Annotated in this window: 12 protein-coding genes; 3 read left to right on the plus strand and 9 right to left on the minus strand. The window is 57.5% G+C overall.

Annotated elements, in window-relative coordinates; all coding sequences use genetic code 11:
* Positions 1-10 precede the first annotated feature (10 nt).
* Positions 11-2,161, minus strand: a complete 2,151-nt coding sequence (locus tag AC6I8A_RS16105; protein ID WP_265299182.1) for an ornithine decarboxylase — start codon at positions 2,159-2,161, stop codon at positions 11-13.
* A gap of 289 nt (positions 2,162-2,450) precedes the next feature.
* Between AC6I8A_RS16105 and acuI the strand changes: the two genes are divergently transcribed.
* Positions 2,451-3,434, plus strand: a complete 984-nt coding sequence (gene acuI / locus AC6I8A_RS16110; protein ID WP_256697343.1) for an acrylyl-CoA reductase (NADPH) — start codon at positions 2,451-2,453, stop codon at positions 3,432-3,434.
* Positions 3,435-3,549: 115 nt separating this feature from the next.
* Here acuI and AC6I8A_RS16115 read toward each other — a convergent pair whose 3' ends face one another.
* The 5 genes from AC6I8A_RS16115 to AC6I8A_RS16135 are packed head-to-tail and all read right to left on the minus strand — an operon-like array spanning position 3,550 to position 9,539.
* Positions 3,550-4,329 carry a heme ABC transporter ATP-binding protein gene (locus AC6I8A_RS16115; protein ID WP_479489214.1) on the minus strand — a complete coding sequence of 260 codons (780 nt, stop codon included), beginning with the start codon at positions 4,327-4,329 and terminating at the stop codon, positions 3,550-3,552.
* Positions 4,326-5,324, minus strand: coding sequence for a FecCD family ABC transporter permease (locus AC6I8A_RS16120; protein ID WP_497818772.1), 999 nt, complete (start codon positions 5,322-5,324; stop codon positions 4,326-4,328). Before AC6I8A_RS16120 ends, AC6I8A_RS16115 begins: the two co-directional genes overlap by 4 nt.
* Positions 5,317-6,138 carry a heme/hemin ABC transporter substrate-binding protein gene (locus AC6I8A_RS16125; protein ID WP_436333186.1) on the minus strand — a complete coding sequence of 274 codons (822 nt, stop codon included), beginning with the start codon at positions 6,136-6,138 and terminating at the stop codon, positions 5,317-5,319. Before AC6I8A_RS16125 ends, AC6I8A_RS16120 begins: the two co-directional genes overlap by 8 nt.
* Complete coding sequence (locus AC6I8A_RS16130) at positions 6,135-7,157, minus strand: hemin-degrading factor (RefSeq protein WP_497818773.1); 1,023 nt, start codon at positions 7,155-7,157, stop codon at positions 6,135-6,137. Before AC6I8A_RS16130 ends, AC6I8A_RS16125 begins: the two co-directional genes overlap by 4 nt.
* Positions 7,158-7,205: 48 nt before the next feature.
* A complete protein-coding gene (locus AC6I8A_RS16135) occupies positions 7,206-9,539 on the minus strand; it encodes a TonB-dependent receptor domain-containing protein (protein ID WP_436333184.1) in 2,334 nt (777 codons plus the stop codon).
* A 221-nt stretch (positions 9,540-9,760) separates the two neighbouring features.
* On the opposite strand from AC6I8A_RS16135, the gene AC6I8A_RS16140 reads away from it, so the two are divergent.
* A complete protein-coding gene (locus tag AC6I8A_RS16140) occupies positions 9,761-10,048 on the plus strand; it encodes an Rdx family protein (RefSeq protein ID WP_192412075.1) in 288 nt (95 codons plus the stop codon).
* A 59-nt stretch (positions 10,049-10,107) separates the two neighbouring features.
* Here AC6I8A_RS16140 and AC6I8A_RS16145 read toward each other — a convergent pair whose 3' ends face one another.
* The 3 genes from AC6I8A_RS16145 to AC6I8A_RS16155 all read right to left on the minus strand — a co-directional run bounded on the left by AC6I8A_RS16145 (position 10,108) and on the right by AC6I8A_RS16155 (position 11,906).
* The gene (locus AC6I8A_RS16145) at positions 10,108-10,647 is read right to left on the minus strand and encodes a PadR family transcriptional regulator (RefSeq protein WP_256697352.1); all 540 of its coding nucleotides are present in this window, start codon (positions 10,645-10,647) and stop codon (positions 10,108-10,110) included.
* An 89-nt stretch (positions 10,648-10,736) separates the two neighbouring features.
* Positions 10,737-11,519: a siderophore-interacting protein gene (locus tag AC6I8A_RS16150; protein WP_497818774.1), complete on the minus strand. Its 783-nt coding sequence runs from the start codon at positions 11,517-11,519 to the stop codon at positions 10,737-10,739.
* A gap of 243 nt (positions 11,520-11,762) precedes the next feature.
* Complete coding sequence (locus AC6I8A_RS16155; RefSeq protein WP_162129952.1) at positions 11,763-11,906, minus strand: hypothetical protein; 144 nt, start codon at positions 11,904-11,906, stop codon at positions 11,763-11,765.
* On the opposite strand from AC6I8A_RS16155, the gene AC6I8A_RS16160 reads away from it, so the two are divergent.
* Complete coding sequence (locus AC6I8A_RS16160; RefSeq protein ID WP_137386906.1) at positions 11,907-11,963, plus strand: SEC-C metal-binding domain-containing protein; 57 nt, start codon at positions 11,907-11,909, stop codon at positions 11,961-11,963.
* Positions 11,964-12,071 lie beyond the last annotated feature (108 nt).

Below are 12,071 nucleotides of genomic sequence, written 5' to 3' on the forward strand. Positions count from 1 at the left end.
GTGAGGGCAATCAGCTCACCATCATATTCGCCACTAGACACAAACGCCCGCTCTCATCTTCTTCGGTGTAAACCCCTTGCAGCTCAGGCGAGAAGCCCGGCAGCAGGTTGATGCCCTCTTCCAGCGCAAGGAAATAGCGCTGCACCGCGCCGCCCCACACTTCGCCAGGTACTACGCACAACACGCCCGGCGGATACGGTAACGCACCTTCGGCCGCAATGCGCCCTTCGGCTTTGGCAATCGGCACCAGCTCCACTTCGCCACGAATGTAGGCCTGATGCGCATCCTGCGGATTCACTTTCACCGGCGGGAAGCAGGCTGAACGGAACATCGCTTTCTGCAGATCCTTAACGTCGAAACTGACGTAGAGATCGTGCATCTCCTGACACAAGCGGCGCAGCGTGTAACCTTTGTAGCGCTCGATATTCTTGCGATACACGCTCGGCAGCACTTCCGCCAGCAGCGCATCCTCGCGTACGTGCTGCTCAAACTGCACCAGCATCGCCACCAAATGCGCCATCTTCTCCGGCGTTTCCGCTGGCGTCAGCAGGAACAGAATCGAGTTGAGGTCGCACTTCTCCGGCACGATGCCGTTCTCGCGCAGATAGTTGGCCAGAATAGTCGCGGGAATCCCGAAGCTGGTGTACTCACCGCTGGCGGCATCGATGCCCGGCGTGGTAAGCAGCAGCTTGCACGGATCAACCAGATACTGTTGTTGCGCGTAACCTTCAAAGCCGTGCCACTTCGCGCCCGGTTCCAGGCTGAAGTAAGCGGGATCGGCGGCGATGGCTTCCGTTTCCGCCGCTTGCCACAGTTTGCCGTGGACCTTCTCCGGCAGGAACGGCTGGATCATCTCACAACGTTCCAGAATCGCTTTGCGCGCATCAATGCCGATAGTGACGCACTCGTGCCACATGCTGCGTCCCGCTTCGCCTTTGTGCATGCGGGCGTTGATATCCAGCGCAGCAAACAGCGGATAGAACGGGCTGGTTGAGGCGTGCAGCATAAACGCATTGTTGAGGCGCTTGTGCGGACAGAAACGCTTCTGCCCACGGATGTGATTGTCTTTCTTGTGGATTTGCGACGTCTGCGAGAAACCGGCCAGCTGCTTGTGCACCGACTGCGTGACAAAGATGCCCGGATCGTTCTCGTTCAACTCCAGCGTCAGCGGCGAACAGCCGGCCATCAGCGGAATAAACTGCTCGTAGCCGACCCACGCCGAATCGAACAGGATGTAATCGCACAGATGGCCGATGCGATCGACCACCTGACGCGCGTTGTACACCGTGCCGTCGTAGGTGCCGAGCTGAATAATCGCCAGGCGGAATGGACGCTGTTCGTTAGCACGATCGGGTGCCACTTTGGCGATTTCTTCACGCAGATAAGCATCGTCAAAACAGTGCGCATCAATGCCGCCGATAAAGCCAAACGGATTGCGCGCCGCTTCCAGATAGACCGGCGTCGCGCCCGCCTGAATCAGCGCGCCGTGATGGTTGGATTTGTGGTTGTTGCGGTCAAACAGCACCAGATCGCCGCGCGTCAGCAGCGCGTTGGTCACCACTTTGTTGGCGCTGGAGGTGCCGTTAAGCACGAAGTAGGTTTTATCGGCGTTAAACACTTTCGCCGCGAACTTCTGCGCGTCTTTGGCTGAGCCTTCGTGAATCAGCAGATCGCCGAGCTTAACGTCGGCGTTGCACATATCAGAACGGAACACGTTCTCGCCGTAGAACTCATAGAACTGACGTCCCGCCGGATGCTTGCGGAAGAAAGCGCCGCCCTGATGTCCCGGACAGGCAAACGTGCTGTTCTGCATATCGACGTAGCGCGTGAGCGTGTCGAAAAATGGCGGCAACAACTCGGCTTCATAGGCCTGCGCGGCGTCTTCCAGCGCGTCCCACTCTTCTGGCGCACCGTTAATTTCACCGGTGACGCCGGGCAGCTTCAGCACTTCTTCATCGAACGCATTGGCGACAAACACCGGCAGATTAAAGCCGATTTTGCGTAACAGCGTCAGCACGCCACTGCGCGTGTCCGACAAGGTGATCACGACCGCAGCGACATCGGTAAAGTCGGTATTGTCCAGCGTCACCACGTCGCGCGCAGTGTTCAGACTAAGGGTTGGCGCTACAGCAACGCTGGCAGCAATTTTCAATGGGTTCATAACACAAATCCCTGAGAGAGGATGAGTGGGTGCCGATGGCACAGCAATGAGGAGGTTTCCTCGGCGAAGTAAATCTGGGAGTTGATCACTAACTGGGGCGCAATCATGTCATCTTTTTTTTGCGGGAACAACCGCTGCGCGGCCCCTCACCCCAGCCCTCTCCCGTAAGCGGGCGAGGGAGCCGATTGAGCCGTTCTTAACATTCCCTCTCCCACTCGTGGGAGAGGGTTAGGGTGAGGGCAAAAAAGGAGTACTATTACCCCACTTTCCTCAACCAGCCGGAGGCTGCATGTTCAAGGCATTGGTCATTGAAAATGATGAACAGGGATACCGCACATCCCTGAAAGATCTGTCAGAAAAACAACTGCCCGATCAGGATGTCACCCTCGAAGTAAGCTACTCCACGCTCAACTACAAAGACGCACTCGCCATCTGCAACAAAGGCCCGATTGTGCGGCAATTCCCGATGGTGCCGGGCATCGATTTTGTTGGCCGGGTGATCAGCAGCCGCCATGCCGAATGGCAGCAAGACGATGTGGCGCTGCTCACCGGCTGGGGCGTAGGCGAAAAACACTGGGGCGGACTGGCGCAGAAAGCCAGCGTTTCGGGCGACTGGCTGGTGAAAGTGCCGGCCGCACTTAGCCCGCTACAAACCATGGCGATTGGCACCGCTGGTTTAACCGCCATGCTGTGCGTACTGGCGCTGGAAAAACAGGGCATCACGCCGCAGCACGGCCCGGTTTTAGTCACCGGCGCGAGTGGCGGCGTGGGCAGTTTCAGCGTCAGCTTACTGGCGCGTCTCGGCTATGAGGTTATTGCGTCCAGCGGTCGCGCCAGCGATAGCGATTACCTGATCAACACGCTTGGCGCTACATCGATCATCGATCGCGCAGAGCTGAGCGAGCCGGGCAAACCGCTGGCGAAAGAGCGCTGGGCGGCGGCGATTGATAGCGTTGGCAGCCACACGCTGGCCAATGTGTTAGCGGGCATCAAGCGCGATGGCGTGGTGGCGGCATGCGGCATGGCGCAAGGTTTGGATCTGCCGACCAGCGTCGCGCCGTTCATTCTGCGCGGCGTGGTGCTGGCGGGCGTGGATAGCGTGATGTGCGCCAAACCGCTGCGTCAGCAGGCGTGGCAGCGCCTGGCGGAACTGGTGGATGGCGACCTGCTACAGCAGTTAACCAAAGTGATTCCGCTGAGCGAAGCGCGTGAAGGTGCCGAGCAGCTGCTGGCCGGTAAAGTACGCGGCAGATTGATCGTCGATTGCCGCTGATGTTTTCGTAGGGTCGCCATTCATGGCGACCTTATACACATCAATCACGGCCTGGTGGGCATAAATGCCCACCCTACGAAAACCCTACGTGCATAAATGCCCACCCTACGAAACATTATGCACGTAACTGAATCTGCGGCCTGCCCTTCTCATCCTGCAGCATCACATCCAGCTCCGCCTGATACCAGCGCGTCAGCGTGCTTTCGGTCATCACTTCATGCGGCGCGCCTTCTGCCACCAGCTTGCCCTGATGCAGCAACAGCACGCGATCCGACCACAATGACGCCAGATTCAGATCGTGCAGCACGGTACAGACGCTGAAGCGTCCGTTGCGCGTCAGGCGATGCAGCAAGCGCAAACTGTGCTGCTGCCAGAACAGATCCAGCGCGGAAGTGGGTTCATCGAGAAACAGCCAGCCGCGCGGGCCATCGTCATGCCACAACTGCGCCAACACGCGCGCCAGCTGCACGCGTTGCTGTTCACCACCGGAAAGCGATCGGTAATCACGCGTTGCCAGCTCAAGGCTGCCGGTAATCTGCATCACCTCGTCAATCACCGCTTTGGATTGAGCGCGCGGCCAGGGCGCGCGGCCCATCGCCACCACATCGGCGGCGGGCAGCGGAAAACTCACGCTATTTTGCTGACGCATCACCGCGCGGCGCTGCGCCAGCGGTTCGCGCGGCCAACTGTTTAGCGGACGATCGCCGAGCCAGCACTCGCCCGCTTGCGGCGTGAGAAAGCCGGTCAGCAAGCGCAGCAGCGTGGATTTCCCCGCGCCGTTGGGACCAATCAGCGCAATCATTTCGCCAGGCTGTAAAGTCAGGGAAACGTCGTCGATCAAGGCGCGTGAGCCGTGGCTAAAACGCAGTCCGCGCGCCTGCATGCAGTCACTCATTCATCCCCCTTGGGCTCACGCAGAATCAGCCAGAGAAACCACGGGCCGCCCAGCAGACTGGTTAACAGGCCAACCGGCATTTCCGCTGGCACCACCACGGTGCGCGCCAGCGTATCGGCCAGCAGCAGCAAAATCGCGCCCGCCAGCGCCGAACCGGGCAGCATCCAGCGATGATCGCTGCCGAGACAGAAACGCATCAGGTGCGGCACCACTAAACCGACAAAGCCGATAATGCCACTCACCGCCACGGCGGTGCCCACCAGCAACGCGCTCAGCACCAGCAGCTGGCGCTGCGTGCGCTTCACGTCGATGCCCATGTAATGCGCGTCTTCTTCGCCGAGTTGCAGCAAATTGAGACGACGCGCGCGCAGCTGAATCGCTATCAGCGCCGGCAGAATCAGCACCGCGCACACCAGCAAACTCGGCCACTGCGCCGCGCTCAAACTGCCCATGCCCCACAGCGCCAGCTGACGCAGCTGCTGATCGTTACTCAGCCACGACAGCACCCCGACCGCTGCGCCACACAAGGCGTTGATGGCGATGCCGACCAGCAGCAAGCGCGATAAATTTCCCAACGCCAGACGGCTAAAACTGAAGATCAGCAGCGTCACCACCAAACTGCCCATAAAGGCAGCGAGAGTTGGCAGCCACAGCGCCAGCAGCGGCGGCAAGCCGAGCGGGATAACGATCGATATCGCCACCGCCAAACCGGCTCCGCTGCTGATGCCGAGCAAACCGGGATCGGCCAGCGGATTGCGAAACAATCCCTGCATCACCGCGCCGGAAACCGCCAACGCCATGCCGAGCAGCACCGCCAGCAGCACGCGCGGCAGGCGGATGTTGATCCAGATTTGCCACGCCATATCGCTGAGCGGCGCACGCAGCAAGGTGCGCATTGAAAGCGGCATCGCGCCGAAGTTGGCGGCCAGCAGCATACACATCACCATGCTGATGCCCATCACACACAGCCAGCGAAGCATGGAGGTATTAGTCATGTTTTACTGCTTCAGCGGCACGACGCAACTTCACAATCGCGCCCGGCGTATCAAGACCAAAGCTCAGCAGCGCCATCTCATCAACCACCAGTAAAGCGCGATGCTGACCGGCTGGCGTCAATGCCAAACCGGGCAGCGCCCACACTTTCTCTTCGCCGCCCAGCGTACGCAGGCCATCTTCACCCACCACGATCAAATCCGGTGCGGCGGCGACCACGCCTTCCTGCGACAGCTGCTGATAGTGCGGCACCGCCGCCATCGCGTTGATCAGACCGGCGCTGTGAATCGCGCCGTCCGCGCCGGTTTGCGCGCCCGCCGCTTGGGTGCGCATGCCGCCGTGCGCCATGATAAACAGCACTTTAACGGGCAACGGTTGTTGCGGGATCTGCGCGCGCTGTTTGTTGACCTTTTCGATCAACGCGTTGGCTTCATCTTCACGATGCAGCGCCTTGCCGATGGTGGCGATTTTTTCCGGGATGGCGTCGAGGCTGTTTTTGCCGGTGACATCCACCACCTTCACACCCGCCTGCTCCACCTGCTGCAACACCAGCGACGGTTTTGCCAGCTCGCTGCTCAGCACCAGCGTCGGTTTCAGCGCCAGAATCCCTTCGGCATTCAGCTGACGCATATAACCGACATCCGGCAGCTTGTTGGCCTGCGCCGGATGCTGGCTGGTGCTGTCGCGCGCCACCAGATCCTGTTGCGCATCCAGGGCGTAGATGATTTGCGTGACGTCACCGCCAATCGAGATTACCCGCTCGGCCGCTACAGCGGGCAGCGCCAGCGCCGTCAGCAGCAACAGAAGTTTTTTCATGCTAACGCCTCCAGCGACATTACCTGCTCGCGCCAGCGCGCCTGCTCCGGCGTGCCTTCGCTGCGCTGGCCGTACAGCTGCGCGATCTGCGTGCCGTCGGCAGCAAACAGTTCCAGGCTGGTGACGAAGCCGTCGCCGCTCGGTTTGCGCGTCACCCAGCTTTCGCTGATGTGATCCGCCATCAAATGCAGCGTGAAGGTCGGATTGAAGATGTTGATCCAGTTATCCATCGGCATCAGCTTCTCTACCGCGCCGGTGAAGATCTGCGTGCAGCCACGGTTACCGATGAAAATCATGATTTCGTTGCCATCCTGCTGCGCCAGATCCAGCAACTGCGCCAGCGAGTCATTGCTCACCTGACGTGCCAGATCGTCCGCCACCGCGCGGAACGCTTGCGGGCGCGAGATGTTGTGACGCTTCAGCAGACCAAAGAACTGATGCACATCGGTGATGGCGCGCCATTCGGCTTCAACTTTGCTGGCATCAATCGCACTGCTGTATTGCGGCGCGCTGGCGGGCTGCGGATCTAACGCCGCCGCATTCTCCAGCACAAATTCCGCAATCAGCGCATCCCATGCGGCCACATCAGTGTTGTCGGTGGTGTAGATTTTCAGCACCGCATCAGCGTGGCGATCAAAAATCTGGATACTTTGACGTTCTCCGTGAGCGCTCTGCTCGCGCAGGAAGAACGCGCTGTGCCACTGACTCGGGAACAGGCGCTGATCGAGCGCACGCGGGTTGAGGATCAGCCCGGCGTGTTCGCCGAGGTGCAGGTTTTCATATTTGCCCACCTGCTCATGGACCGCATATTCATTGCGGGTGATGCTTTTTGTTTCACCTACCGCCGCCAGTGCCGCCAGCAGCGCTGGGAAATCGGCTTTTAACGCCTTTGCATCATGGCCGACACGCGCTTCACACAGCTGCGCTTCGCCAATGCCCATCAATGCTGCGAGATCGCGCGCGTACTTTTTCGGATGCTCGCCTTTCAGCGCCAGATAGTGATCGTAACGTGGGTTCATTGCCTTGCTCCATGAAAATGCCCTGCGCTGCCGCAGGGCGAAAAGGGATTAGAAATCGACGTTCACACCCAGCTGGAAGGTGCGGCCTGGCATTACCGCCAGGTTGATGTCGTTGCGTTCCTGGGCATTGCTGCTGGTCAGCGTGCGGCTGCTGGTGTAATCCCAGTATTTGCGATCGGTAATGTTGTAGATGCCGCCGCTCAGCTTGACGTTTTTCGTCGCCTGCCAGTAAGCCGTCGCATCTACCATGCCGTAACCCGGTACGCGCATATATTCCGAGGTGGAGTCGGTGATCGCCGTGCCGGTATTGGTGTAGCTTTCGCGGTTGGTCGCCGTGGCCTGCTTACCTTTCACGAAGGTGGCGGTCAGCGCTGCGCCGTAGCCGCGCGCTTTGTCATCCCACGCCAGGCCGACAATCGCTTTCAATGGCGCGACGCTATCGAGATCGATGTACTTGTCACCGGCGTAGCTGGACTTGGATTTACCTTCGTTGTAGCCCAGCGCAAAGGTGCTGCTCAGGCCATCCACTTGCGGGAACCAGGTGCCGTAATTCACTTTGGTGGCGATCTCAGCACCATAAATGTAGGCCTTATCGCGGTTTTCGGCCTGATAGCTGGTGTAGATGTTGCTCGGGACGTTGAGGAACATCTCCGGATTTGCCGAGCGACGATAGCGGGTGTAAGCGATGAAGTTTTTGTACTGGTTGTAGAACACCGAGGTGTTGACCGTTACGCCTTCAGTCGCCTGGCCTTTCAGGCCCCACTCGAAGTTGTTGCTGGTTTCGGTTTTCAGATCGGTGTTACCAATCAACGCATACTGCGCGCTCCCCGCATAGCTGGAGCCAAGATTCCATGAACCATACAGTTGGCTGGTGGTAGGGAACTGCACGCCGCGTTTATATTGCAGATAGGTGGTCAGCGCTGGCGTTAAGTCGTACTGGAAGGTCAGCGATGGCAGCACCTGCGTATCGGAGTTGGTTTTGCCGTACAGCGCATCAACCTGCTCTTCGGTTAGTACTGTGCTGCCGTTAGTCAGATCGCCCAGATCCTTGGGTTTGGTGCTTTGATACATCATGCGTACGCCGGGAATAACCGCGAAGTTGTGGCTATCAACATCGAAATTGATCTTATCTTGCAGGTAACCCGCCACCGCGAAGGTGCGGCTGTCAGATTGTGGCTGCGTGATGGCGCTGAAGGTGCTCGGCGTTGGCTCCTGACGGAATGGACGCTCGCTGTTATCCAGGCGCGCGTTGACACCGGCACTCAGCTCGTGACGGCCCAGCGTTTTGGTGCCGCGTGTGTCGAAGCCATAGGTATCGACGTTGAAATCGGAATAGACAAAGCCGTATTGGCTGGCGCTGGTTGGCAAATAGGTATTGTCGTGCGCCTGCGTTTGCTGCCAGTAAAGGCGCGTGGTCAGCGTATCGATAACGTCGTTGTACGGCGTCCACTCATCCGCCAGATTGATACCCCAGCGGCGCGTATCACTCTGCTGCTGCGCGGTACCCCAAACCGTGTTGCCGCTGGTGTCCCAGGTATCGTAATGGCTGTGATTGGTTTTGTGATAGTAATCGAAAGTAGCGCTCAGCTTGTGCTGATCGTTCGGCTGCCAGATGCCGGAGGTCATAAAGGCGTCAGAGTGCCAGTTGGCCGGATAAGCATCGATCACGCCGCTGTTGTTCTCGGTTTCCTGACCGTCGCGACGGCTGTAAACAAACAGGCCGCGTAGCTCATCATCGCCGGCGGCGGCGGTGATGCCGTTGTGCCAGCTACGATTCGATGAGTCGTAACCGCTCTGATAACCGAAGTAGGTTTTTTTGTCACTGCTAAGGTAATCGTCGGCGCTTTTGTTATGGAATGAGACGTTACCGCCAATCGAGGTATTCGGTTGATCCACCGCCGTGGCGCCCTTCTCGATATCAACGCTGCCGAACATGTAGGGATCGATGTAATCACGGCCAATTCCAAAGGTGTTGTTGCCGGTTCGGCTGACGTAAGGACGGCCGGTGGCATCTGGAATCGGAATGCCGTCGATATCCATGCCGACGCGGTTACTCTCCAGACCACGAATGTTGTAACCGGTATAGCCCGCGCGGTCGAAACCGCTTTTGCCGGCCGAGGATCCGCCGCTGGATCCGGTGGCGCTGATCAGCGGCTCATAACGCATGATCGAACCGAAATCATTCGCACCGCGTTTTTGCAGCTCTTGTGCCGTGATGGTGGTTTTATTGCCGGCCTGCTGTTTTGGCGCGGTGACGGTGAGAACCGGTTCATTGCTGGTACTGTCGCTGGCGGCAAAACTGCAAGCGGCATGAATGGCTGAAGATAAGATGGCAACTTTGAAAAGACGTTGCTGGGCCGTTCCCTGAAAGAGTGAAGACATGCGCGAAATACCTGGTTAATTGTTAGTATTCGCTCACTTGCTTGCTGCCTGAAAGTACGGGCTTGGGTTAAAAGACCGTAAAAAAATATGGACTTATTTTATGTAATAAATGATGTCGACAGGAATGTAATGCAAGTGGTAATCATTATCAACTAGCAGTAAGCTAAGATGTATCTTGGACCGCACATTTTGTTAACTTATATATCTAAAAGAGACAGGTTATGTCACAGAAACCAGCGATTACCATTCATTACTGCACACAATGTAACTGGCTGCTGCGTTCCGCCTGGATGGCGCAGGAGTTGCTGCATACGTTTGCCGAGGATTTAAGTGCGGTAACGCTACAACCGGGAACCGGCGGCGTATTTGAGATCACCATTGATGGTCAGGTGATTTGGGAGCGTAAGCAGGAAGGCGGATTTCCGGATGCGGCCGCGCTGAAGCAGCGCGTACGCGATGTTTGCTGGCCGGATCGCGCGTTGGGGCATGTGGATAAGAAGAAGAGTTGATTTTGGTTGGTGCGATTTTCTGGACGGTCGCCATGAATGGCGACCCTACGTTCGTAATGCTAACTTTTGGCGATTTTTTCCGCCGCTTCGTGCAGCGCGCTAATGACTATCTCCAGCGCCTCATCCGAAATATCTTCCTGCGCCAGACGATGATTCAAGGTGTGTTTGATCAGGTGAATCGCCTGCTCAACCTGCGGAATGCTGCGGTTATTCACCAGAATCGCCAGTGAGGTTAAGCGCTCGATAATCGCATCCACATTGTCACGATTCTCTGCCAGCAGCGCCACGCCGCTCTCATTCAGTGCATAGGCTTTGCGTGATGCCTGCGCATCGACCACGCGAATCGCATCCATCTCTTCGAGCAGCGTCAGGTTGGGATAAATAATGCCGGGACTCGGGGAATATTCCCCTTTGGAGAGCTCTTCAACCGATTTGATCAGCTCATAACCGTGCGCAGAACTGTTGGCCAGAAAGTGCAGCATTAACAGGCGGATATCGCTGGCATCCAGCATCCGCTCCCGACGCTTCTTACGTGCGCCTGCACAGACGGTACGCTGTGCGTGATCGGATTGCCATGGAAAATCCCGCTGCTGTTTCATTGCCTTCCTGAGCGCTAATTAAGGGAGGTTGATAGTAGTCTGCCACCTGGCAAAATTCAACACAGGCGGCAGCGCGCGCAGCATTACCGTTATTTCTGATGCCAATAAGCTACGGCGCGCACGAAATCGGTATTTGCACCGCGTCCCTGGGTGAAGTAATCGCTCAGCAATTTCACCGCTTCGCCCTCGCCGGTCAGCCAGATGAAATATTCAGTGGCGGGCAGCGCAATCTGATCCAGCTGTGCCGTAATCGGTGCCAGGTTATCGGCCTGCATGTTGCCGCTTCCCAACCAGCTCACCTGCACATTTGGCAAATCACCGAGATAATCGCGGCCGGTGGCTTCATCGGCATAGGCCAGCAGGTGGATTTCCTGCGCCTGGATTTCGCTGTAACGACGTTTAAAGGCCGGCAAACCGGTCTCATCGCAGACGTAAATCTGGCAGGCATAATCCGTTGGTATCACCAACGAACCGCGCGGGCCGCCCATCGCGATTTGATCGCCCACTTTGGCTTGGTTTGCCCAGCTGCTGGCAACGCCGCCATCGTGGATGTAGAAATCGATGGTCAGGGAATCGACGCCGTTAAATTCCAGCGGCGTGTAATCACGCGCGGCAGGACGTACGCCATTCGGCCAAACGATGCCTTCGTCGGTGATCTGCGGCAGCGCCAGCTCAGCGCCGGCATGTTCCGGGAAGAATACTTTGATGTGATCGTCAAACGATGGGGAGTTGAAGCCGGCCAGATCGCTGCCGTTGAAAACAATGCGCCAGAATTCACCGGCAATCAGCGTTTTGCTGACCACGGTGATATGGCGGAAGCGCAGTTCATTGCGCACGCGGCGTGGCACGCGTTCGGAAGGGGTAGTTTGCACGTGGTGTCTCCCTAAAAGATAGTGAAAGTCATTCTCATCTGATGGGAAGAGAATAGTTATGATATATCTTCGATGCAATGCCGAAAAATGCTATCTGTGTGTTTGGTCGCCAGAATGGTACGCGCCATCGCAAAGGTCGCCATGAATGGCGACCCTACGGAAGGCATGTGCGAATGTAGGGGGGTCATTTATGACGACCTTCATAAAGGATGTAGCAGATTGGAATTTTGTGGCGGGACGAGATTACGCCTGGTGATTGCCGCAGGTTACGAAACTGCCATCATCCTGGCTGTGTTTCGGCAGCACATTGTCGCCCAGAATTTCATGCTGCGCGCAATGGGGTTGATGCGGATGCAGACCGCCCGGCGGTGAAAAAGGCTCGGCCATTTGTGCACTTGCCAGCGAAGAAAACGCTACAAGCGCTGTCATGAGGAACAACGGTAGAAGTCGCATAATTTTTTTGTCTGTTCACTATAGCGGCCCGGAATGGACCAGAAATGCAGGTGATTATCCAGCCTGATGTGTGGCGGCTGGTGATTTACGCGGCCAATC

Source organism: Pantoea sp. X-Soil-ISGK-275 (genome assembly GCF_059730795.1).